The sequence below is a fragment of the Sphingobacterium sp. BS-2 genome, from assembly GCF_046161205.1.
Lineage (GTDB): Bacteria > Bacteroidota > Bacteroidia > Sphingobacteriales > Sphingobacteriaceae > Sphingobacterium > Sphingobacterium mizutaii.
The window spans coordinates 417333-440690 of sequence record NZ_JBIXGO010000016.1 but is presented as its reverse complement, the minus strand read 5'-3'; the positions used below and the strand labels follow the sequence as shown (position 1 = coordinate 440690).

Genomic DNA, 23358 nt, shown 5'->3' with positions numbered 1-23358 from the left:
TTAAATTAATTTTCTCCGTTTTGCATATCCCCTAGTCATCAAACTGGTGAAGGAAATAATAGTGACGGTACTGATTGGCATGAGGATAGCCGCGAACAAGGGCGACATGGTTCCCTGGACCGCGAAACTGATACCGATTACATTATATAATAGGGAAATGATGAAGGACATCTTGATGACCTTGACCGCATCCTTACTGAAATCAAAGAATTTTGGCAATTTATGGAATGCTTCGCCATCTAAGATGGCATCACAGCCGGGCGAGAAATTATTGATATCATCAGAAACAGCAATGCCCAGATCTGCTTTCCTCAATGCGCCAGCATCGTTCAGCCCATCACCCAACATACAGACTTTTTTGCCTTCCTGTTGCCATTCTGTGATCTTATCCAATTTGGCAGCTGGAGTTTGGTTGAACAGGAGTTTAGCCTTTGAAGGGAATATCATGCGTAAAGCATCAGCACGACGCTCATTATCTCCCGATATTAAATGTAGGCCATATTGCTCCACTTTTAATTCATTGATAACCTCGGATAATCCTGTACGCCATGACTGTTCAAGGGTAAAATATCCTTTTAAGGTACCATTGATCTTGACATATACCACAGAGCCTTCTAAATCGACTTTGGCAGTATTCACATAACTGGCACTTCCGATCTGAATGCTGAAATCTTGGTATTTTCCAGATTGTCCCCTACCCACGACCTCTTCATAATCCTCAATATTCAGCATCTGCACATCTCCCAACCATTTGATGATCTCTCTACTCAAAGGGTGGTTTGAGTTTCTACACAAGGAAGCCAAGAGGTTTCGTTCGATGGGATTTAAATTTCCTTCGAAATACATGCTGGATGCGTTTGGAGAAGAAATAGTACCAGTCTTATCAAACACGACGGTATCAATAGCGGCCATTTGTTCAATAGCGGCGGTATTCTTGATGTACAATTTATTTTTATCGAAGATGCTCAAGGCAGCTGAAAGGGTAAACGGCGAGCTCAAGGCCAAGGCACAAGGGCAGGCAATAATCAATACCGCTGTAAATGCGCCCCAAGCTTTATCGGCATTTCCGCCTGCGATCCAAAATACACATGCCGCAAAGGCAATCATCAATAGACCGATGGTGAAATACTTACTGATAAAACCAACGAAGGTTTCAAATTTCTTTTCATACTGTTTCAGGCTGTCATTGTTCCAGAGCTTGGTCAAATAACTTTGGGAAACCGCTTTGACTACTTCTAGCTCAATGGCCTCCCCCATTTGCCTTCCTCCTGCATATACCACCTCGCCCAATACTTTTTCAACGGGTTTACTCTCTCCAGTCACAAAGCTGAAATCTACCGATGCATTGCCATTCAATAAAATGGCATCGGCAGGAATGATCTCATTATTGCGGACCAAGATCCGATCTCCAACCTGTAGGTCTGCGATCTGAGTAGGCTTTGCAATTCCTTCATCCAACACAGTCACCGCCACTGGAAAATAAGAACGGTAATCGCGTTCGAAAGAAATATGATAATAAGTTCTTTGTTGTACGTATTTACCAATCAAGATAAAGAACACCAGACTACATAAGGTATCCATAAATCCTGCTCCCGTCTGTGAAATGATTTCAAATGCCGAACGGAAGAAAAGCACGAAGATACCTAGTGCCAATGGCACATCGAGGTTCAAACGTTTCTGCTTTAGGCTTAACCAGGCAGATTTGAAATAATCAGATGCACTATATAATAGGACTGGAAGACCGAATGCCAAATTCATATAGTTGAAGAAATTGGAATACTGTCTTTCAAATTCTCCCATACCAAAATATTCGGGAAAGGAAATCATCATGGAGTTACCGAAACAGAATCCTGCCACGGTGATTTTTGCAATCAGTCCATTTTGGTTGATTTTCTTTCCTTCTTTTACGACATCCTGTAGGGTAATCTTAGGATCGTATCCAATCTTGTGCAAGAGGTCTACCAGATCACGAAGGGATATTTCCTCTTTTTTGAAAGTGATACTGGCTTGTTTTTTCATGAAGTCTACTTGCGAAGCCTTCACGCCAGGGTTCAATTTATATAAATGTTCAAGCAGCCAAATGCAGGAGCTACAGTGGATGGCAGGCACATAAAAAGTAATGATGGCTTGCTCATTGTCCTGATAATCCACCAGTTTGGCAATGATATTGGGTTCATCCAGGTAAGAAAGGTCCTCTTTCTGTGCTTTTTGGGATTTTCCTGGATGAGTATTGTATTTATAATAAGATGCCATGTTGTTATCATTCAAGATCTGATAAACTGTTTGGCAGCCTAAGCAACAAAAGCGATGGTCTTCTAAGATATAGGCAGCATCTTCCACCGGATCACCGCAGTGATAGCAAATTGTGTTTAATTGCAATTCCCCTTTTGTTGACATAGTATAAATATAAGGTTAAATAGCTTGACTGAATAGATTGTCTCTTTCTTTTGTTTTTTGGAGGCGTTCATCAAAGGCCATGCAGACATTACGAAGGAAAGATTTCCCCAGTTCGCTGATCTGAACGATATTTTGCTCAACGCTTACCAATTCATCAGCGATCAGTGGTTGAAGGCGTTCGATGATTCTCTCATTTAGTTCAAAGCCTTCTTTCAACTGAACTTTTCCACGGCACATCATATCCAGGATGTATTCACGGATGACAAGATCCTCATCATTTAGAATATGGCCTTTCACAACTGGCAAAGTACCTTCGCCGATAAGCTTATGGTATTCTTCGACGGTTTTGACGTTTTGGGCAAAAGCTGTCCAAGCATCACTGATGGAAGAAACGCCTAGACCGATCAATAATGGCGTATAGCGATCTGCATACCCCATAAAGTTACGGTGCAGGGTACCATCCAAGGATGCAATATATAAGGCATCGTCTGTTTTGGCAAAGTGATCCATACCTACGTCTTTATAACCGCTTTCTTGAATCATCTGTTTTCCAAGTTTATATAGGTTCAATTTCTCCTCGCCAACTGGAAGGTCATGTTCTGTAAATCTGCGTTGACCTGGTTTGATCCAAGGCACATGGGCATAGCTATAGAAGGAGATCCGGTCTGGATTTAATTTCATCGAATGTTCGATTGTCATCCGCACCGATTCAGCAGTTTGCAGAGGTAGTCCATAAATCAAATCGAAGTTGATAGATTCATAGCCTAGGCCTCTGGCATCTTGCATGACGCGAGCGACATCTTCTACAGTTTGATGTCTATTGATGATAAATTGGACTTTCTCGTCGAAATCTTGGATCCCTAAGCTCAGTCTCTTAAAACCTAGATCGTAAAGGGTCTTTAAGTGTTCGTAAGTTGTATTGGCAGGATGGGCCTCGAAAGAAAAGGAGGCATCTGCTGTTTTTTCATTTCCTTCCAACAGACCTGCGATCAAACGGTGCAGATTTTCTGCGGTGAAGAATGTTGGGGTACCTCCTCCTAAGTGGATTTCCGCAATCTTGAGTTTATCTTCTTTCAGGATATCTTTATACATCTGCCATTCTTTCAGCAGGGATGTAATATATGGATCTTCGACTTGGTGGTTTTTGGTGATACGGGTATTGCAACCACAATAGGTACATAGACTCTCGCAGAATGGCAGGTGCACATAAATGCTGATTCCCTGATCTTTGGACTTGTTAAAGTTCAAAGCCACTCTTTGTCGCCAGTCGGCTTCGTTAAAACGTTCGTTTTCCCAGAAAGGTACTGTTGGATAACTGGTATAGCGAGGTGCCGCTACATTATATTTGTTGATCAGTTTGTTTAGAATCTCCGTTTCCATATCGTCTATATTTTACCTTTTTATTGCATTCCATTCTACATTGACAAGCATCCCCCGTACAGCCACCTACCATCCATTGGGTAAGGTTCATGATGGTCTGTTTGGCAATTCCTTCAAGGGTATTATCGAAAGGGACGTTTGCAACGTGTATTTTCAATTCTCCGGCATAATCTAGGTCAATATGGTCGGTGGATCTCGATCGGGTGATAATATTTCTAATTCCGATTTTATAGAGTTCAAATAACATTACTCTATCCAACACATCGCGGTCGGAAATGATGACAGCCTCTTTACCGATGGCATAGTGCATGGTACTAAAATTCAACTCGTTTGATATCAAAGTCAAATCATGTACCTTACCATTTGCCTTGGCGAGGTGCTCCTTCTCTGGCCCCAAAATGTTATATGCAATCACTCTCATCCCTTAAGTAAAGTAGTTATTGTTCCAAAATTAGCGTTTAAGCAACCACAAACGAATGAACTGCATCATAAGAGAAAGTGATATAAATCATGTTTGTGGAGTGAAAAGCAACGGGGATTTAGTGTTTGCTGGGTATGAAAAGTTAGGAATTAGGGAACCTATTTTGAATAAATTGACAACAAACAGGATTGATCCAGAAGTAATTCGCATAAAAAAAGCGGCCTGAAATTGCTTTCAGGCCGCCGTATTGGATATTTCTTCTATTAATCTTTTTTCTTGTTGTTCTTGACATCAGAAGCTAGTGAAGAGTCATCGTCCTTTTCGTTCTTCGAAGAAGAAACAACGATGTCTTTCTTTTCATCATCATAGTCCACCAAGATAGTATCACCGGTTTTAAGTTCTCCTTTAAGGATTTCTTCGGCGATTGGATCTTCTAGGTATTTTTGGATGGCACGTTTCAAAGGTCTTGCGCCAAAGTTGCTGTCATATCCTTTTTCAGCAATGTAGTTTTTGGCGGCTTCAGTCAAGTTAATTTTATGACCTAATCCTTCGATACGGGCAAACAATGATCTAAGCTCTATATCAATAATTTTGAAGATATGCTCTTTTGTCAATGAGTTAAACACGATCACATCATCGATACGGTTCAAGAACTCAGGAGCGAATGCACGTTTTAATGCAGTTTCGATTACCCCTCTTGAATGCGAGTCAGCTTGATTTTCTTTCGCAGCTGTAGTAAATCCTACACCTTGACCGAACTCTTTCAACTGACGAGCACCGATATTCGAAGTCATGATGATGATGGTGTTTCTAAAGTCAACCTTGCGACCAAGGCTATCTGTCAACTGACCTTCATCCAAGACTTGCAACAACAAGTTGAATACATCAGGGTGAGCTTTTTCAATCTCATCCAATAACACGACAGCGTATGGCTTACGGCGAACCTTTTCAGTCAACTGACCCCCTTCTTCATAACCTACATATCCCGGAGGCGCACCGACTAAGCGAGACACAGCGAATTTCTCCATGTATTCACTCATATCGATTTGGATCAAGGCGTCTTCAGAATCAAACATGAAGCGCGCAAGCTCTTTTGCCAATTCAGTTTTACCAACACCTGTAGGACCTAAGAAGATGAAGGAACCGATAGGTTTCTTCGGATCTTTCAATCCTGCACGCGTACGTTGGATGGCTTTCACCAATTTCTGAACCGCATCGTCCTGACCAATGATCCTACCTTTCATGGACTCGCCCATGTTGAGTAGTTTTTGGCTATCCGATTGGCTGACACGTTGCACTGGGATACCAGTCATCATGGAAACCACTTCAGCTACATTATCTTCTGTAACGGTATAGCGTTTCGTTTTGGTTTCTGCTTCCCATGCTGCTTTTTCTTTCTCCAATTCCTCGATCAATTTCTTTTCCGTATCACGAAGTTTGGCAGCTTCTTCATATTTCTGACTGCGGACAACCTTGTTTTTCTCCACTTTAACTTCCTCGATTTTCTCTTCGATATCGATGATGGATTGAGGAACATGGATATTGTTCAAGTGTACACGTGATCCTGATTCATCTAAAGCATCGATAGCTTTATCTGGCAAGAATCTATCCGTGATATATCTTGTGGTCAAGGACACACAGGCATCAATAGCTTCTGGTGTATAAGTAACATTGTGGTGTTCCTCATATTTATCTTTGATACGGTTCAAGATTTCGATCGTATCGTCGATAGAAGTAGGTTCTACAGTTACTTTTTGGAAACGACGGTCTAATGCACCATCTTTCTCAATATACTGACGGTATTCATCTAGTGTAGTAGCACCGATACATTGGATCTCTCCACGTGCCAAGGCAGGTTTGAACATATTCGAAGCGTCCAATGAACCTGAGGCACCACCTGCACCAACAATGGTGTGGATCTCGTCGATAAACAAGATTACGTCAGGGGATTTTTCCAACTCATTCATTACTGCTTTCATACGTTCTTCAAACTGACCTCTATACTTGGTACCAGCCACTAGCGATGCTAGGTCTAAGGTAACCACACGTTTGTTGAAGAGTACTCTAGATACTTTCCTTTGGATGATACGCAGTGCTAGGCCTTCAGCGATAGCTGATTTACCGACACCGGGCTCACCGATCAGGATAGGGTTGTTTTTCTTTCTACGGGAAAGAATCTGCGAAACCCTTTCAATTTCTTTCTCACGACCTACGATAGGATCCAATTTACCTTCTTCTGCTGCTTTGGTCAAGTCGCGTCCGAAGTTGTCTAGAACCGGGGTTTTAGACTTGATATCAGAAACTTTTTTAGGTGAGGAGAATTGTGAGTCTTCATCAGCGTATTCTTCGTCACCTCCTGGAGGCGTACTAGAAGCTTCATCAGTGATGCCAGTGGCATTCTGTTCGACTTCGGTTTTGAATACGTTATATGAAACATTGAATTGCTGTAAGATTTGTGATGCGATGTTTTCTTCATCACGTAATATAGCTAACAGGAGATGTTCAGTCCCAATGATATCACTTTTAAAAATTTTAGCTTCCAAATAAGTAATCTTCAAGACCTTTTCGGCTTGTTTAGTTAGCGGCATATTACTAATTGGAGAGCGTGAAACGGAAGAACCTTTCACAGCATCCTCCACTGATTGGCGGACTGCGCCCATGTCAACTCCGATATTCTTCAATATCTTAATTGCCACTCCATCGCCCTCACGTATTAATCCTAGCAATAGATGTTCGGTACCGATATAATCGTGACGTAAGCGAAGAGCCTCCTCACGACTATATGATATAACATCTTTAACTCGGGGTGAAAATTTTGCTTCCATTAAATTCCTTTCTCAATTAAATTCGGGTGATCAACAGTATAAATGTACTAAAAATACGAATCACACCCATTTGTTATAAATATTTTTTATCAACAATTGCGCCACCAAGCGAAAACTATCAATTTGTCAGTAATTCCATTATCTTTGTGTAAAAACATAAAAGAAAATTTCAAAGCACCTATGTCTGACGAAAAAATTATCTTCTCAATGGCTGGGGTAAACAAAATTTATCCCCCATCCAAACAAGTACTTAAGAACATTTATCTTTCTTTCTTCTATGGAGCGAAAATCGGTGTAATAGGTTTAAATGGCTCCGGTAAATCTTCATTATTGAAGATCATCGCTGGACTCGATAAATCCTACCAAGGTGAGGTTGTTTTCTCACCGGGCTATTCTGTGGGTTATTTGGCTCAGGAGCCTGAATTGGACCCTACAAAGACCGTTAAAGAGATTGTGGAAGAAGGAGTTGCCGAGACTGCTTCGATCTTGAAAGAATACGAAGAAATCAATGAGAAATTTGGTCTTCCGGAGGTTTATGAAAATCCAGATGAGATGGATAAACTTTTGGCTAGACAAGGTGAATTACAAGATATTATAGACGCCACAAATGCATGGGAATTGGACAGCAAATTGGAGCGCGCAATGGACGCCTTAAGATGCCCAGAGCCTGACGCTTTAATTGCCAATTTGTCAGGAGGAGAACGCAGACGGGTAGCAATGTGTCGACTATTATTACAAGAACCTGACGTTTTATTATTAGATGAGCCGACCAACCACTTGGACGCGGAGTCTATTGACTGGTTGGAACAACACTTGCAACAGTATAAAGGGACAGTGATCGCCGTGACCCACGACCGTTATTTCTTGGATAATGTGGCGGGTTGGATCCTGGAACTTGACCGTGGAGAAGGTATTCCATGGAAAGGAAACTATTCATCTTGGTTGGACCAAAAAGCTAAACGTTTAGCCCAAGAGGAGAAAACCGAAAGCAAACGCCAGAAAACACTAGAACGTGAGTTGGAATGGGTAAGGATGGCTCCGAAAGCGAGACATGCCAAATCTAAAGCTCGTTTGCATAACTATGAAAAATTAGCTTCAGAGGAAACCAAAGAACGCGAAGAAAAATTAGAGTTATTTATCCCACCGGGACCTCGTTTGGGGAATGTGGTGATCGAGGCTGATAACATCAGCAAGGCTTACGGGGATAGAATTTTATTCGAGAACCTAAGCTTCTCCCTCCCTCCTGCAGGGATTGTGGGGATCATTGGCCCTAATGGTGCGGGTAAGACTACTTTATTCCGTTTGATTACTGGCCAAGAACAGGCAGATACCGGAACATTTAAGGTTGGAGAAACCGTAGCTTTAGGATATGTAGATCAAATGCACGATGACCTTGACCCTAACAAAACGGTATGGGAAAATATCACCGGCGGCAATGAGAACATTATGTTGGGCAATAAGTCCATGAACTCAAGGGCTTATGTTTCCAAATTCAACTTCAATGGAGCTGACCAACAGAAAAAGGTAGGCGTATTATCAGGTGGAGAGCGTAATCGCGTGCACTTAGCCATTACTTTGAAGAAAGGTTCAAACGTCTTGTTACTGGATGAGCCTACCAACGATATCGACGTAAATACATTACGGGCCTTGGAAGAAGGTCTTGAGAACTTCGGCGGATGCGCGGTAATTATTTCCCACGACCGTTGGTTCTTGAACAGGATCTGTACCCATATCTTGGCTTTTGAAGGAGATTCGCAAGTTTATTTCTTTGAGGGTAACTATACAGAATACGAGGAGAATCGTAAAAAACGTTTAGGGGATATTGGTCCGAAACGAATCAAATACAAAAAATTAGTAAAATAAAAACGTGTTGGAATCAGCTAGGCTATTAGAAGCGATCATCGAAAATGCCATTGATGGCATCATTACGATCGATAATCACGGAATTGTAGAGAGCATCAACCCTGCAGCCTTGGAACTCTTCGGCTACAGAGCTGAAGAAGTAGTGGGCAGAAATATTTCGGTATTGATGCCCGAACCTGACCGTTCTAACCATGACCGTTATATTGCCAATTATGAAGAAACTGGCAAAAAGCGAATCATTGGAATTGGGCGCGAGGTGAGAGGCTTGAAAAAAGATGGCTCTACTTTCCCTTTTCGCCTAGCTGTCAGCGAAGTTTTTTACAAAGACCGGAAGATCTTTACGGGCTTTGTACACGACCTGACCAAGGAAAAACAAGCTGAAAGCGAGCTTAAGAAGCATACCCAGGAACTGGAACTTAAAGTGAGGGAAAGGACCAAGGACCTGATCAAGCTCGTTTCCGAATTGGAGAGGGCAAAGGCCGATGTCAGTGTTTCCTTGGAAAAGGAAAAGGAATTGAGCCAATTAAAATCCAGGTTTGTTTCTATGGCATCGCATGAATTCAGGACTCCTCTGAGTTCTGTTCAGCTATCTGCATCATTGATCGATCGCTATGTTGACAAACAGGAATACGGCCCGATCGAGAAACATACCAGCCGAATCAAAGGTTCTGTACAGTTATTGAACACGATCTTGAATGACTTCCTGAACCTTGAGAAACTTGAGGCGGGGGTAGTCATCGTAAATAAATCGAATACCAACATTGTGCACCTTGGTGAGGAAATCGCCGAGGAGATGCAATTGATCTGTAAGAAAAACCAACATATCCTGTACCAACATACCGGTGAAGAATCTGATTTTATCATAGATCCTAATCTATTGAAAAACAGTATCATCAATCTGATTTCCAATGCCATCAAATATTCGGGTGAAGATACCTTTATAGAATTCAACACCCAGATCGGCAGAAACCAGCTTCTGGTTACAGTAAAAGACAACGGGATCGGTATCCCATTGGAAGAACAGAAGAGCCTATTTGAGCCTTTCTTCCGTGCCAATAATACGGGAAGTATTCCGGGCACTGGTTTAGGGTTGAATATTGTGAAACGATATGTTGAATTGATGGGAGGACGTTTGGAATATTGGTCAGAAGTAAATCAAGGAGCAATTTTTAAGATGTTTTTTATCCAAGAATAATGGAAAAGAGGAAAATATTAATAATCGAAGACAACAGTGACATTCGCGAGAGCACAGCGGAAATATTGGAATTAACCGGGGAATATTCTGTATTGGTAGCTGAAGAAGGTAAAACTGGAGTAGATATGGCCATTAAACATAAGCCAGATCTGATTCTTTGTGATATCATGATGCCTGAACTGGATGGCTACGGCGTACTTTATATGTTGAGCAAACATGAAAATACCCAACAGATCCCCTTTATTTTCCTTACCGCCAAAACCGAGAAAGCAGACTTGCGCAAAGCCATGGAAATGGGAGCAGATGATTATCTGACCAAGCCATTCGACGACATGGAATTACTGAACGCCATAGAAAGCCGTTTCAAAAAGCGCGCACAGTTACAAACTAAGGCCGTTCCTAATATCGATAGCCTAAGACTCGACGAACAAGAGCAAGCCTATCTATTGCAAGATCTGGCGGATCATGGCCGGATCAAGAACATCAAAAAGAAACAAACTATTTACGAAGCTGGTGATACACCAGTGTATGTATATTATATTAAGAAAGGGAAAGTACGTAGTTTCTTAAACTATAAGGACGGTAGAGAACTTTCCACCAACATCTATGTAGAAAACCAATTCTTCGGCTTAGAATCTGTCTTATTGAATGATAAGTATGGGGACAATTCTGCGACGCTTGAAGATGCGGAAATCGCTTTGATCCATAAGGATAATTTCTTTGAACTACTGTACAAAAAGCCAGGAATTGCCTCTAAGTTAATTAAGGTCCTTTCTCAAAACATTCGTGAAAAAGAAGAGCAGATGTTAGGCTTTGCCTACGATTCTGTCCGCAAGCGAGTGGCCAATGCTTTGGTGAATGTTGCCGAGAAATCAGACATTGAATCCGATGAAGTCACCATCAAGATTTCCAGAGATGATCTTGCGGCCTTAGCAGGTACGGCAAATGAGACAATCAGTAGGATGCTGGCCGATTTTAAGGACGAAAAGTTACTGACTAAGGAAGGAAATGCCATCAAAATATTTTCGGTTAACCGCCTGAAAAACATCAAACAATAAGGCTTGAAGACTTCCTTTATATAAAAGTTTCAAAAAGTGGTCATGTTTTTGCTTCATTCTTTAAACTTTCTTACAGTTTATCTGTCTGAATAAGAAAGAAGAATGAAATTATTTACAAAATAACTTTTACCACTCATGAAAAAACTTTTATTAGCACTCGCAATTGGTACAGCTTCTTTAGTAAGCTTTAGCTCTTGTACAAAGGAATATGTGACAAATTATTTACCAGGGGTAAGTTATTATCACCCATTGGCACCAGGTGACTGGGATAGGGTTTCAACAGGTATTTTTGAAGCTGTTATTTCAGTACCAGATCTTGATGATGTTTATTATGAAGATGGACACGTTAGTGTGGCCATACAGTTTGAAGATCAAACTGGAACATTCCACAACATCCCTTCAGAAAAATTATTTGGTTTTGGCTATAATGCCGCTTATTCTGTAGGAAAGGTTTTTCTAACCGCAGAGAATTTGTCAGGTAATACTCCTCCAAAAGCTATGCGCGTTAAGATTGTATTAACCGATGCAGACGTTGGTAACTAAGATATAGAAAAGGGGCATGATTGATCGTGCCCCTTTTTCTTTATTTCAACATTTCTTTGGCATGTTGTATTGCCGTATCTTCCGGATTGGCACCGCTCAACATTTGTGCTATTTCCAAGACCCTCTCCTCCTCATTCATCAACACAATATTTGATTTCGTTTTATTGCCCTTATCCTCTTTATATACTTTAAAGTGGCTATTCCCTTGTGAGGCAATCTGCGGTAAGTGAGTAATACTGATCACCTGCATGTTCTCAGCTAGCTCTTCCATCAATTCTCCTACCCTTAAGGCTACTTCTCCCGAAATCCCGGTATCAATCTCATCAAAGATGATGGTCGGTAATGCGGATGTTTTAGCGACCAAAGATTTAATGGCCAGCATCACTCTGGAAAGCTCTCCGCCTGAGGCCACCCGATGGATAGGCTGCAAAGCTTGCCCTTTGTTGGCCGAAAAAAGAAAGGAAACCTCATCTTGTCCGGATGATTTGAAATCCGATAGTTTATTGAGTTCAACATTCAATTGGGCATGTGGCATTCCAACTCTGGACAGCACCCCTTGAACTTCCTTCTCTACGATCTTGGTTGCCTTGTTCCTGTTTTTGGTCAATTGATCGGCCAACTTGGCTATTTCCTGATACAGCTTTTCAATTTTAACCTTTAACACTTCAATCTGCTCACCTTGCGAATCCGTAGCTTGTAATTTGTTTTCCAAGTCTTGTTTTAATTCCAAGAGCTCTTTTACAGTAGTAACGCGATGCTTCTTTTGCAGATCATATAAAATGGAGAGCCTTTCATTCACGATGCTCAAGCGCTCTTCATCCATGCTGATCCCCTCTGCTACCTGTTCTACTTCAGCACTTAGATCCTTCAATTCGATCAAACTACTCTGCAATCTGTCGACAAGGGATTCTGAAGATGGTAGATAACGGGCACCATTCTGCAAGGAACTCAATGCTTGCTTTAAGCTATCCAATACATTGATTTCACCATCCTGAAGCTCAGAACTTGCCGCATGGAAATGGCGTTTTATCTCTTCGGCATTTTCCAGTTGAGACTGTTCAGCTTCCAACCCTTCTTGTTCTTGATCTTGAAGATTAGCTTGTTCCAATTCGTTGAAAACAAATTGCTGATAATCGGATTCCGATCTGGCCTTTGCCAAATCTTCTTCTAATTGCTTGAGTTCAGCGACTGTACGTTTATATTCTTGGTATTTCTTTTTATAGTCAGCAAGTACAGATTGGTTTTGCGCTACGGTATCCAAAACCAGTAGTTGGAAAGATTCTGTATTGATTTGCAAGGTAGCATGCTGGGAGTGAATATCGATCAACTTCTCCCCTAGGACCTTAAGCGTTTGCAAGGTTACAGGGGTATCATTGACAAAAGCTCTTGATTTGCCATCGGCATGGAGCTCTCTTCGGATCAGACTGGTATCCTCATAGTCCAGGTCCAAAGAATTGAAAAGATCTTGAAGGTTATAGTCTTTGATATAGAAGTGACCTTCGATTATACATTTCCTTGATTCATCGAAGAAATGCTTGCTCTCGGCCCTATTGCCCAAGATTAGACCTAGAGCACCCATAATAATGGATTTACCCGCTCCAGTTTCACCTGTTATGATATTGAGTTTGTCGTCGAAATTAATGTCCAATGCATCAATCAATGCATAGTTTTTTATCTGTAGTTTGCTTAACATTCGCTCCTTTGTGCTTTAGCAACATGTTGAAATAGTCCATTTAATCCCTAACATGCTGTTCCTCATCAAATATAAATAATTCTCATCCCAAGCTAAAATTAAGGCATTAATATTCTGAAATCTCTAAAAAACTGATATGTTTGTATTTCATGCCTGATTTTAGCAAACAGTTAAGTAAGTATATCCCGTCTACCGCAGCCCCTATCATTTCTGAATGGATCAATGATACTGCCTGTAGGTTTAAGGTGACTCGTTCCAGAGCATCCAAACTGGGAGATTACCGTTCGCCTTTCAAAAACGAACCCCATCAGATCACCATCAACCACGATCTGAATCCCTATTCTTTTTTGATTACGACGGTACATGAGTTTGCTCACCTAAAAACTTGGCAACAGCATAAGAACAAGGTAAAACCCCATGGAAAGGAATGGAAAAACAACTTCAAAAGTTTAATGGATGCATTCCTTAAATTGAATCTGTTTCCGGAAGACATCACTTTGGCATTGGTCAAATACATGGACAATCCGGCAGCTTCTAGTTGTACGGACTTGACCTTATATAAGGTCCTTAAATCTTATGATAAGTCAGAATTTGAAACCGTAACGATTGATACCATTGAATTCAATAGTTATTTCAGCATAAAAAACGGCAGGGTTTTCCAGAAATTGGATCGATTGCGGAAAAGATATAAGTGTTTGGAAGTAAAAACACAGCGAATTTATCTATTTCACCCGATTGCTGAGGTAAAACCGATCGAAATGGAATCAAATTCTTAAATTGCGATAACCATATAATCTAAAATTGATAATCAACAATCATGATGAACAACAAACTATTTATTAGTGCAGCCTTATTACTCGGACTTGCATCTTGTAAATCAGGGAGCGATAGTTCTTCCTATGACAAAAACAGTTTAGACTCGACAGCGATTGCTGCGATCACCGAAGATAGCTACAAAGCTTATGTCGCTAAACTTTCTTCCGATGAATTCATGGGTCGCCTACCTTTCAGCAAGGGTGACACCATTACCGTAAATTACATTCAAGAACAATATAAAGCCCTTGGCTTAGATCCAGGAAATGGCGAATCCTATTTCCAAGAGGTCCCGATGGTGGAAATAAGTTCTAAACCTGTAAATCCAACCTTGACCTTTAAAGGTAAAAACGGCGATTTATCAGCAAAATACTTGGATGACTATGTGATCGGAACACCGCAAATGGCAGAAAACATCGATGTTGAAAATACCGAATTGGTGTTTGCTGGATTTGGAATCGTCGCACCTGAATATAAATGGAATGACTATGAAGGCCTTGACGTAAAAGGAAAAACCGTTGTCGTGATGGTTTCTGACCCCGGACGTTATGATAAGACTTTATTCAAAGCCGATACCATGACCTATTACGGACGTTGGATCTATAAATTCGAAGAAGCATCTCGTCAAGGGGCAGCAGGTATCTTGTTGATCCATGAAACAGAAGCGGCTAGTTATGGCTGGAATGTGGTAAGAAGTGGTTGGACAGGACCTAGATTATCCTTGGTACCTGAAAACAAAGGTGCCAACTTAAGCAAGTTCCAAGGTTGGGTTAGCAATGAAACTGCAAAGAAACTTTTCCAATTGGGCGGATTGAATGCAGACTTGATGGAACAAGCTAAAAAACCAGGATTTAAGGCCGTACCATTGAATGTGACTACCAGTGTAAAATTAGCAAACAGCTTCAGGGAGTCTAAATCTAATAACGTCTTAGGGATGATCAAAGGCTCCAAAAGACCTGATGAAACTATTATCTATACCGCTCACTGGGATCACTTAGGAATTGGGGAAGCTAGCAATGGCGACTCTATTTTCAATGGAGCGATGGACAATGCCACTGGCGTTGCGGCATTGTTTGAAATAGCAAAAGCTTTTAAAGCAGCAAAGGTTCAGCCAGAGCGTTCTGTAGTTTTCTTGGCGGTTACCGCTGAAGAGCAAGGACTATTAGGCTCTCAATACTATGCAGAAAACCCTGTATTCCCATTGAACAAAACTGTTGCCAATATTAATATGGACTCATTCAATCCAGTAGGTGCTATGAACGGTTTCCGTGTTACCGGAACAGGTCAGACAGAATTGGAAGACTATGCCATCCTATCGGCAGCTAAATTTAACCGCAAGATGGTACCAGAAGGAAGTGCTACAGGTGGTGGTTTCTACCGTTCTGACCATTTCAACTTTGTAAAAGTAGGTGTACCAGGCCTATATATGGGCAGTGGTGGAGATTACTTAGAATCGGACACAACCGTAATTAAGAACCGTCAGAAGGCATTAGCAGGCCGTTATCATGCCGTGACTGATGAACTAGATGACAACTGGAACTTCGATGGAATCATTGCCGACATCCGATTATTCTTCGATATTGGCTACACTTTAAGTATGGATACAATTTTCCCTAACTTTAAAGCAAAATCAGAGTTTAAAGAAATAGGCGACAAACGCCTTTCAAAATAGTATATTTGTGATATTATATAATTGAAACTATGCTTACAGGAATGAAACATCTACACTCAACTTTAGCTATTGTATTGTTAATAGCGTTGGTAATTGCAATCATTATTACACTTGTTAATTACTCAGGAAACAAACCTTACAACCGTAAAATCGCTTTAATCGGGTTAATCAGTGGACACCTTCAATTAGTGATTGGATTGGTATTATACTTCATTTCCCCACTGGGATTAAGTAGCTTTTCAGGAGAAAACATGAAAAATAGCGGAGCTAGATTATACTTTTTGGAGCATCCAATTATGATGATCTTAGGTATTGTATTGATTACAATGGGATACTCAAAGGCTAAGAAATTAGCAGACCAGAAAGCCGCTAACAAAACAGTCCTAATTTATTATATCCTAGGATTAGTATTGATCCTTTCAAGAATACCTTGGTCTACTTGGTCGATCTTTAACTAGTATCTAGTTTAGTATTTAGTATAAAGTATTTAGTATTTAGACACTAAGCGTATTAATAAAGGGGCAATTTTCATTGCCCCTTTCTCTTTTCTTACAGATAGCCATAGGTCTAAATACTAAATACTCCCTACTAAATACTACAAAAAGAGAGGGCTAAACATCTGTTTAGCCCTCTCTTTTTGTATGATATCTTTGCAATTACTTTTTGCTGAATCCTAAGATTGCAAAAACAACTTTGAATGCTAAGAAAGAAGCAACGATAAGTGCAATGTTAGCGATCCATGAGAATACAGATCCTAATTGATCCAACGCAGGGATTACATCCGGTACAAAACGAATAAACACGCCTACTAAGCCGATAACGATGGCAATAGTTAATGATACATAATATTCAGTACGGTTTGCATTATTGTCCGTATGTTTTGCTGGTCTTTCTACAGTTGTATTTTCCATAATTGATAATCTCCTATTAAAGCTGCACAAATGTACAAAAGTCTGTGTGCAAATAAAATAATAATTACAATAAATTAACGCGATAAGGCTTGTTCTAAATCAGCGATCAAGTCTTCGGCATCTTCTACCCCTACCGAAAGGCGCAAAAGATTATCGACTACCCCTACTTTTTCTCTGGTTTCTTTTGGAATTGAGCCATGGGTCATTGTTGCTGGGTGATTGATCAAGGATTCAACCCCACCCAATGATTCAGCCAAAGTAAATACCTTGAAGCCAGAAGCTACGCGGAACGTTTCTGCCAAATCAGCTCCTTTGATCACAATAGACACCATGCCACCAAAATCTCTCATTTGTTTCTTGGCAACATCATGTCCTGGATGGTCTTCAAATCCTGGCCAATAGATTTTCTCTACTTTAGGATGGTTCTTCAGATATTCTGCTACTTTTCTACCGTTCTCACAATGAGCCTTCATACGAAGGTGCAAGGTTTTGATACCACGTAGCACTAAGAATGCATCTTGAGGTCCCGGAGTTCCACCGCATGCATTATAATAAAACCATAATTGTTTGTATAAGTCTTCATCGTTCATGACCAAAGCGCCCATTACTACATCAGAGTGACCACCTAGATATTTGGTTACCGAGTGCATGACGATATCAGCGCCTAGGTCCAATGGGTTCTGAAGATATGGAGAGGCGAATGTATTGTCGACAGCGTAAAGGATATTTTTCGCTTTTGCAACTTTTCCAATAGCTTCGATGTCTGCTAACTTCAATGTCGGATTTGTTGGAGTCTCTACCCAGATCAACTTGGTTTTGTCTGTAATAGCTTCTTCTACTGCTTTTACATCGGAAGTATTGACAAACTTAAATTTAATCCCAAGAGGCTCATAAACTTTCGTGAAAATACGGTAGGATCCACCGTACAGGTCATCGCCGGTAACAACTTCATCACCTGCTTTCAACAAACGCAAAACACAGTCTGTTGCTGCCATCCCCGAAGAGAATGCTAAACCAAACTTACCATTTTCCAATGCCGCAATACAATCCTCTAGCGCTTTACGTGTAGGGTTTGTACCACGTGAGTACTCATAACCTTTATGGTCTCCCGGTGCTTTCTGTTGGTAAGTAGAGGTTTGGTATATCGGCGTCATCACTGCGCCCGTTGTAGGATCTGCCTCCTGTCCGGCATGAATTGCCTTGGTTGCAAATTTGTAATTCATATTATTTTGTATTAGTCGGACTAAGTTATTAAAAATCTAATGGAGAAGGGTATTTAAACTCGTAATTCAACAAATTGATGATCTTATCCGAATTTACCACTTTTTGGAAACTGTCCTTCGGTTCAAAAGCAATTGGATAACTGTACATATATTTCTGCGCACTTTTCAAGATCACCTCCTTTTTCGAGGGATGTTCTGGAGCAACAAGGTTATAATATCCGATTGGCAGATTGATATCTAGGCTCTGTTCTATTATCCCTACAACATCATCTAAATGAATAAAATTTGCGGGTTGATCTCCGATAGTCACGACCTTATCCTGAAAGTACTTCCCAAAGATCCGTTCTTTCCCAAAAAGACCACCAAGCCTAAAAGTAGAAGAATAAGGAAGGCTCATCATTTTCTTTTCAGCCAATCGGAGTTTAGCCGACATCAATCCTTCATCCCCAAAACTCTCATCGAAGTTGCCATCCCGATCAGGATAAACGCCGACTGAACTCAAAAAGATATGCTTTTTGTAATTTAAGGAACATAGGATATTGAACACATGTGAAAATCGGTGTTCAATCTCGGCTTCGGAATTTCTCTGCGTGGCTGGAATCGAATTGACGATCGCATCAAAACTGACATCAACGGGTAAATCTAGGTTAAGGTCCCTATCGAAGTCATGGATAAATGCAAAAATACCATCGCTTTGCAAGCGATGGTATTTTTCTTCTGTACGGGTGGTGACCCACAGATTCCAACCTTTCTTTTTGAGCTTACGAGCAAGTTCCTCACCTACCCAGCCACAACCCAATATCAAAAGGTTCTTCATTTCATTATATTAATATGCTTTCGCAAATAAAACTCGTTGTTTCGAAGGCTTACCAGTAAAGATACATACACCTTCCTCTTCTTTAGCATCCAAAGGAATACAACGGATCGTTGCTTTGGTCTCTTCTTTCACCCGTTTCTCCGTCTCTACTGTTCCATCCCAGTGCGCAGAAATAAATCCACCTTTTTCTTCTAAAACTTGTTTGAATTCATCATAAGAATTCACCTCAGTAATATGTTCATCACGGTAAGTCAATGCCTTATTATAGATGTTATCTTGGATTTCTCCCAATAAAGCAGCAATACGGTCTGGCAAACCAGCTTGTTGAACCGTCTCTTTGGATTGTGTATCGCGACGAGCGAGCTCAACAGTACCATTCTGCATATCACGAGAACCTAAAGCCACGCGCAAAGGCACACCTTTCAATTCCCATTCTGCGAATTTAAATCCTGGTCTCTGTGTATCACGATCATCATATTTCACACGGATATCCAATTGCTTCAATGCAGCAGTTAATTGATCTACATAAGCATCAAGGTTTGCTTTCTCCTCATCCGTCTTATAGATAGGAACAATTACCACCTGGGTGGGTGCCAATTTCGGAGGCAATACCAATCCTTGATCATCTGAATGCGCCATAATCAAAGCTCCCATCAAACGAGTTGAAACTCCCCATGAAGTAGCCCAAACATAATCCAATTTACCTTCTTTGGAAGTAAACTTCACATCAAAAGCCTTCGCAAAGTTCTGTCCCAAGAAGTGGGAAGTCCCTGCTTGCAAAGCTTTACCATCTTGCATCAAGGCTTCGATACATAAGGTATCGATCGCTCCGGCAAAACGCTCGTTTTCAGTTTTTCTACCACGAACCACTGGAACGGCCAAGGTACCTTCAGCAAACTCCGCATAAACCTCCAACATTTGTTCTGCTTCTGCAATAGCTTCTTCACTGGTTGCATGGGCAGTATGCCCCTCTTGCCATAAGAATTCCGCTGTACGAAGGAATAAACGCGTACGCATTTCCCAACGAACCACGTTTGCCCATTGGTTCACAAGGATTGGAAGGTCACGATAAGATTCGATCCATCCACGGTAAGTATTCCAAATAATGGTTTCTGAAGTAGGACGAACGATCAATTCCTCCTCTAATTTAGCATCTTCATCAACGATGATGTTTCCATTACCATCATTTTTCAACCTGTAGTGTGTAACAACGGCACATTCAGTCGCAAAGCCTTCTACGTGCGAAGCTTCCTTAGAAAAGAAAGATTTGGGGATAAATAAGGGGAAATAGGCATTGGAGTGGCCAGTTTCTTTAAATCTTTTGTCCAGAGTGGCTTGCATTCTCTCCCAGATTGCATATCCGTATGGTTTGATTACCATACAACCTCTTACTGCAGAATATTCTGCTAGATCGGCTTTAATCACCAAATCGTTGTACCATTGCGAATAATCTTCGCTACGGCTCGTTATCCCTTTACTCATTCGAAAATTTAAATAGTATTTTAACCAAAAACATGGGTTTGCGTGTACTTTAACACATAAATAACCAAAGCAAAAAAATAATTTGTAATTTTGATTGGTAGATTAAACCCTGACGATAAAATCGGGTCTAAGATAATAATTAATGACTGTAATATCGAATTTTAACTGTTTTAGAATCATGAAAAACAACAAGATATTTTTGGGAGGGTTAGCCTTAGCTTTTGCAGCTCTGATTAGCTCCTGTTCGACGACAAGCCGGACAGTATACCGTGACGATGTCTATAATAACAGGGACAATGGTACGGTTTATCAAAGCCCAGACTACTACTATACTGATGGCACGGACGAAGAATCCATTGCACAATCAGATTATTATGCAGATGAATACTCCGATGAGGATTACGTAGAAGGTGGTATTGAGGATTTAGAATATGCAAACCGCATCAACCGATTCTATTACAATTCTCCAGGAATGATGTACTACGACCCTTGGTTTGATCCTTGGTATGGCTATTCTGGTTTCGGCCTTGGCTGGAACTCCGGATTCGGCTGGTCCTTAGGCTTTGGATGGGGATCTCCTTATCTTGGCATGGGCTGGGGTTGGGGAAGTCCTTACTACGGCTATGGCTGGGGAAGACCTTACTATGGATACGGATGGGGTAACTATTGGGGCCCTAACTCCTACTATAACTATTGGGGACACCCTTATTACGGCGGTGGTTACTACGGGAATGGATACTATGGCGGAAACTACTACGGAAACAGACGCGTTGCATCTGGTAGAAGTTACTCTTCAGGATATGCTCCTCGTTCTAACAATGGCCGCGTAACTAGAGATGCAAGCGGTAGATTTGTGAATAGCAGATCTGGCGTATCTTCAGGACGCAGTGGCTCAAGATCAAATGGTACCACAGTAGGTAGAACCCCTTCTTCTAGATCAGGTTCTAGCAGATCAGATGGTACGATCAATAGAACTCCTTCTTCTAGATCAGGCTCTAGTAGATCACAAGGTACGATCAACAGAACCCCTTCTTCTAGATCAGGCTCTAGCAGATCTCAAGGAACTATCAACAGAACTCCTTCTTCAAGATCAGGCTCTAGTAGATCTCAAGGTACGATCAATAGGACTCCTTCTTCTAGATCAGGTTCTAGCAGACCTCAAGGAACCATCAACAGGACTCCTTCTAGATCTTCGGCTCCAAGCACAAGATCATCGACTCCTCGTTCAAGCGGAAGCTTTGACCGCGGTAGCTCAGGAAGTTCTGGTGGATTCAGCAGAGGAAGCTCAAGCGGCAGTAGCAGCAGAAGCTCTGGCGGTGGTGCATCCTCCTCAGGAAGAAGCGGAAGTAGACGCTAATTACAACAGATATATGGTATAGCCAATATAAATTTATATTGGCTATACTTTTTTCCGGACAAATGTTTTAAATAACCTCTATCAATCTTAGGCCGCTTTTCCTGCAGAACCTAAGATGAAACAAAAGAACACTATTACAATATGAAAAAAATCTTACTCTCCCTCACTTGTTTTGCCCTCGCTTACAATTATTCCAACTTACAAGCCCAATCATTAGTCGACAATTCATTGTTGATCTCCAGAGATATTACTAATGGAACTGCGCGCTTTAAGGCTATGGGAGGTGTAAATACAGCTTTGGGTGGTGATATCAGCTCTGTATCAGGAAACCCTGCCGGACTTGGATTCTTTGGTCAGTCTGATGTCTCTCTTTCCGTAAACTATTTGAACAATAACAATAAATCAAATTTCTTCGGTCAATCAACCTCCCAAGGGCAAGGTAAATTTGGATTGGAAAACCTAGGTATTGTTATCCACTACCCTACCCACAATGATCCCGATTATGGTTGGCAGAACTTCAATGTGGGTCTGAGTATAGACAAACAGAATAATTTCAACGACCACCTCAAGTATTCAGGTACCAACAACCAAAACTCTTTGGTGCATTCTTATACCGACATCATGGAAGATGATGATATCTTCGCTAAAGATTTTTGGAATTCCTATTTGGTGGATGAAGGAAACACTGGTCGATATTTTCCTACTGTTTTGGAAGCAGATCCTAAAAACCAACAGATGGATTTACTCACTACTGGTTATAAGTATAACACCAATGTTTCATTCGGTGCAAACTATGGCAATAAGTTATATATCGGTGCTAGATTTGGTTTTATATCCTATAAATATGATTCCAAGGCTACCTTCCTAGAAAAAGGTTGGACCAAGACAGCTGGCGAGATCAAAGCCGATAATCCAACAACGGATTTTGCTAATCCAAATGATCCTGCTTATAAATATACCGACATTAGTTATGACCTAACCGATATCAATGACCTGACCTTAAAAGGAACTGGTGTCAACTTTGGTTTAGGAGCTATTTTCAAGCCTACTTGGGATTGGAATATCGGTATCAATATTTCGACGCCGACTTGGACAGAAGTTCAAGAGGATAGCAATATTGAAACTTTGGTTGATTACTATAAGGACGAAAATACAACCACTTCATTACACCCAGGCTACGGATCTAAAAACTATGGCCAATCCTATGATTATGCCATCATCTCCCCTTGGAAGACTTCCTTTGGTTTAACCAAATTCTTTGGAAGGGGTTTATTGTCTACGGAAATAGAATACTTAAACTATTCATCCATCAAATATCGTGAGATCGTAACTGAGCCGGATTATGCATTCGAAAGTGAAGTAAACGGCAATATCAATAATACCTTCAAAGGAAACTTTAACTTTAAGATTGGTGGCGAACTCTTGATTACAGATCAATTGGCTGCACGTGCTGGTTTTAACTTGATCGGTTCACCATACAAAGGCGACACACAACCCGATTACATTGCCAGCTTAGGTTTAGGTTATGTCCTGACCAAGTCTCTATATGTAGATTTAGCAGCTATGCAATACAAGCAATTCAACTATAACCATAGCCCCTATTCATTCTCATCTTGGAACAGTCCAATTCCAACAGCAGAAGTAAAGAATACCCGTACAAATGTGGTATTGACCCTAGGAGCTAAATTTTAAAAAATAAAAGCCCGGA

18 protein-coding genes are annotated in these 23358 nt (G+C 40.9%); 9 read left to right on the top strand and 9 right to left on the bottom strand.

Going from position 1 to position 23358, the window contains the following annotated elements; translation table 11 throughout:
* The 4 genes from ACK2WI_RS08790 to ACK2WI_RS08775 all read right to left on the bottom strand — a co-directional run bounded on the left by ACK2WI_RS08790 (nt 1) and on the right by ACK2WI_RS08775 (nt 7023).
* Nucleotides 1–2397: a heavy metal translocating P-type ATPase gene (locus ACK2WI_RS08790; RefSeq protein ID WP_409150412.1), complete on the bottom strand. Its 2397-nt coding sequence runs from the start codon at nt 2395–2397 to the stop codon at nt 1–3.
* Nucleotides 2398–2412: 15 nt separating this feature from the next.
* On the bottom strand, nt 2413–3777 hold the full coding sequence (hemN, locus tag ACK2WI_RS08785; protein WP_312696644.1) for an oxygen-independent coproporphyrinogen III oxidase: 1365 nt from the start codon (nt 3775–3777) through the stop codon (nt 2413–2415).
* Nucleotides 3737–4198: a hypothetical protein gene (locus ACK2WI_RS08780; protein ID WP_093099035.1), complete on the bottom strand. Its 462-nt coding sequence runs from the start codon at nt 4196–4198 to the stop codon at nt 3737–3739. The genes hemN and ACK2WI_RS08780 overlap by 41 nt, the downstream gene beginning before the upstream one ends.
* 263 nt (nt 4199–4461) lie before the next feature.
* Nucleotides 4462–7023, bottom strand: a complete 2562-nt coding sequence (locus ACK2WI_RS08775; RefSeq protein WP_093099033.1) for an ATP-dependent Clp protease ATP-binding subunit — start codon at nt 7021–7023, stop codon at nt 4462–4464.
* A 180-nt stretch (nt 7024–7203) separates the two neighbouring features.
* On the opposite strand from ACK2WI_RS08775, the gene ettA reads away from it, so the two are divergent.
* From ettA to ACK2WI_RS08755, 4 genes are all read left to right on the top strand, one after another.
* A complete protein-coding gene (gene ettA, locus ACK2WI_RS08770; protein ID WP_312696643.1) occupies nt 7204–8886 on the top strand; it encodes an energy-dependent translational throttle protein EttA in 1683 nt (560 codons plus the stop codon).
* A gap of 7 nt (nt 8887–8893) precedes the next feature.
* Nucleotides 8894–10081 carry a PAS domain-containing sensor histidine kinase gene (locus ACK2WI_RS08765; RefSeq protein ID WP_093099092.1) on the top strand — a complete coding sequence of 396 codons (1188 nt, stop codon included), beginning with the start codon at nt 8894–8896 and terminating at the stop codon, nt 10079–10081.
* Entirely contained in the window at nt 10081–11139 is a 1059-nt protein-coding gene (locus tag ACK2WI_RS08760; protein ID WP_093099030.1) for a response regulator, read from the top strand. Before ACK2WI_RS08765 ends, ACK2WI_RS08760 begins: the two co-directional genes overlap by 1 nt.
* Nucleotides 11140–11274: 135 nt before the next feature.
* Nucleotides 11275–11682 carry a hypothetical protein gene (locus tag ACK2WI_RS08755; protein ID WP_312696642.1) on the top strand — a complete coding sequence of 136 codons (408 nt, stop codon included), beginning with the start codon at nt 11275–11277 and terminating at the stop codon, nt 11680–11682.
* 40 nt (nt 11683–11722) lie between these two features.
* Here ACK2WI_RS08755 and recN read toward each other — a convergent pair whose 3' ends face one another.
* Complete coding sequence (gene recN / locus ACK2WI_RS08750; protein ID WP_409150411.1) at nt 11723–13375, bottom strand: DNA repair protein RecN; 1653 nt, start codon at nt 13373–13375, stop codon at nt 11723–11725.
* Nucleotides 13376–13524: 149 nt separating this feature from the next.
* Here recN and ACK2WI_RS08745 point away from each other — a divergent pair, with 149 nt between their 5' ends.
* Genes ACK2WI_RS08745 through ACK2WI_RS08735 form a run of 3 tightly spaced genes read left to right on the top strand, consistent with a single transcriptional unit; the run spans nt 13525 to nt 16318 of the window.
* The gene (locus ACK2WI_RS08745; protein ID WP_409150409.1) at nt 13525–14151 is read left to right on the top strand and encodes a SprT-like domain-containing protein; all 627 of its coding nucleotides are present in this window, start codon (nt 13525–13527) and stop codon (nt 14149–14151) included.
* Nucleotides 14152–14192: 41 nt separating this feature from the next.
* Complete coding sequence (locus tag ACK2WI_RS08740) at nt 14193–15860, top strand: M28 family metallopeptidase (RefSeq protein WP_409150408.1); 1668 nt, start codon at nt 14193–14195, stop codon at nt 15858–15860.
* A gap of 41 nt (nt 15861–15901) precedes the next feature.
* The gene (locus ACK2WI_RS08735) at nt 15902–16318 is read left to right on the top strand and encodes a hypothetical protein (RefSeq protein WP_409150406.1); all 417 of its coding nucleotides are present in this window, start codon (nt 15902–15904) and stop codon (nt 16316–16318) included.
* A gap of 198 nt (nt 16319–16516) precedes the next feature.
* On the opposite strand, the gene ACK2WI_RS08730 is transcribed toward ACK2WI_RS08735, so the two are convergent.
* The 4 genes from ACK2WI_RS08730 to proS all read right to left on the bottom strand — a co-directional run bounded on the left by ACK2WI_RS08730 (nt 16517) and on the right by proS (nt 20293).
* Complete coding sequence (locus ACK2WI_RS08730; RefSeq protein ID WP_093099024.1) at nt 16517–16771, bottom strand: hypothetical protein; 255 nt, start codon at nt 16769–16771, stop codon at nt 16517–16519.
* Nucleotides 16772–16845: 74 nt separating this feature from the next.
* On the bottom strand, nt 16846–17994 hold the full coding sequence (locus ACK2WI_RS08725; RefSeq protein WP_093099022.1) for a cystathionine gamma-synthase: 1149 nt from the start codon (nt 17992–17994) through the stop codon (nt 16846–16848).
* 28 nt (nt 17995–18022) lie between these two features.
* On the bottom strand, nt 18023–18811 hold the full coding sequence (locus ACK2WI_RS08720; protein ID WP_409150404.1) for an NAD-dependent epimerase/dehydratase family protein: 789 nt from the start codon (nt 18809–18811) through the stop codon (nt 18023–18025).
* A gap of 9 nt (nt 18812–18820) precedes the next feature.
* Nucleotides 18821–20293, bottom strand: coding sequence for a proline--tRNA ligase (gene proS / locus ACK2WI_RS08715; RefSeq protein WP_409150402.1), 1473 nt, complete (start codon nt 20291–20293; stop codon nt 18821–18823).
* Between the two features lie 178 nt (nt 20294–20471).
* Between proS and ACK2WI_RS08710 the strand changes: the two genes are divergently transcribed.
* Entirely contained in the window at nt 20472–21650 is a 1179-nt protein-coding gene (locus tag ACK2WI_RS08710; protein ID WP_236736524.1) for a hypothetical protein, read from the top strand.
* A 141-nt stretch (nt 21651–21791) separates the two neighbouring features.
* Nucleotides 21792–23342 (top strand): OmpP1/FadL family transporter, encoded by a 1551-nt coding sequence (locus ACK2WI_RS08705; protein WP_093099018.1) that lies wholly within the window; start codon nt 21792–21794, stop codon nt 23340–23342.
* Nucleotides 23343–23358: the final 16 nt, after the last annotated feature.

Coding starts and splice junctions, on each gene's coding strand:
- ACK2WI_RS08790 (WP_409150412.1), bottom strand. CDS start 2,397: ATGTCAACAAAAGGGGAATTGCAATTAAACACAATTTGCTATCACTGC.
- hemN (WP_312696644.1), bottom strand. CDS start 3,777: ATGGAAACGGAGATTCTAAACAAACTGATCAACAAATATAATGTAGCG.
- ACK2WI_RS08780 (WP_093099035.1), bottom strand. CDS start 4,198: ATGAGAGTGATTGCATATAACATTTTGGGGCCAGAGAAGGAGCACCTC.
- ACK2WI_RS08775 (WP_093099033.1), bottom strand. CDS start 7,023: ATGGAAGCAAAATTTTCACCCCGAGTTAAAGATGTTATATCATATAGT.
- ettA (WP_312696643.1), top strand. CDS start 7,204: ATGTCTGACGAAAAAATTATCTTCTCAATGGCTGGGGTAAACAAAATT.
- ACK2WI_RS08760 (WP_093099030.1), top strand. CDS start 10,081: ATGGAAAAGAGGAAAATATTAATAATCGAAGACAACAGTGACATTCGC.
- ACK2WI_RS08755 (WP_312696642.1), top strand. CDS start 11,275: ATGAAAAAACTTTTATTAGCACTCGCAATTGGTACAGCTTCTTTAGTA.
- recN (WP_409150411.1), bottom strand. CDS start 13,375: ATGTTAAGCAAACTACAGATAAAAAACTATGCATTGATTGATGCATTG.
- ACK2WI_RS08745 (WP_409150409.1), top strand. CDS start 13,525: ATGCCTGATTTTAGCAAACAGTTAAGTAAGTATATCCCGTCTACCGCA.
- ACK2WI_RS08740 (WP_409150408.1), top strand. CDS start 14,193: ATGATGAACAACAAACTATTTATTAGTGCAGCCTTATTACTCGGACTT.
- ACK2WI_RS08735 (WP_409150406.1), top strand. CDS start 15,902: ATGAAACATCTACACTCAACTTTAGCTATTGTATTGTTAATAGCGTTG.
- ACK2WI_RS08730 (WP_093099024.1), bottom strand. CDS start 16,771: ATGGAAAATACAACTGTAGAAAGACCAGCAAAACATACGGACAATAAT.
- ACK2WI_RS08725 (WP_093099022.1), bottom strand. CDS start 17,994: ATGAATTACAAATTTGCAACCAAGGCAATTCATGCCGGACAGGAGGCA.
- ACK2WI_RS08720 (WP_409150404.1), bottom strand. CDS start 18,811: ATGAAGAACCTTTTGATATTGGGTTGTGGCTGGGTAGGTGAGGAACTT.
- proS (WP_409150402.1), bottom strand. CDS start 20,293: ATGAGTAAAGGGATAACGAGCCGTAGCGAAGATTATTCGCAATGGTAC.
- ACK2WI_RS08710 (WP_236736524.1), top strand. CDS start 20,472: ATGAAAAACAACAAGATATTTTTGGGAGGGTTAGCCTTAGCTTTTGCA.
- ACK2WI_RS08705 (WP_093099018.1), top strand. CDS start 21,792: ATGAAAAAAATCTTACTCTCCCTCACTTGTTTTGCCCTCGCTTACAAT.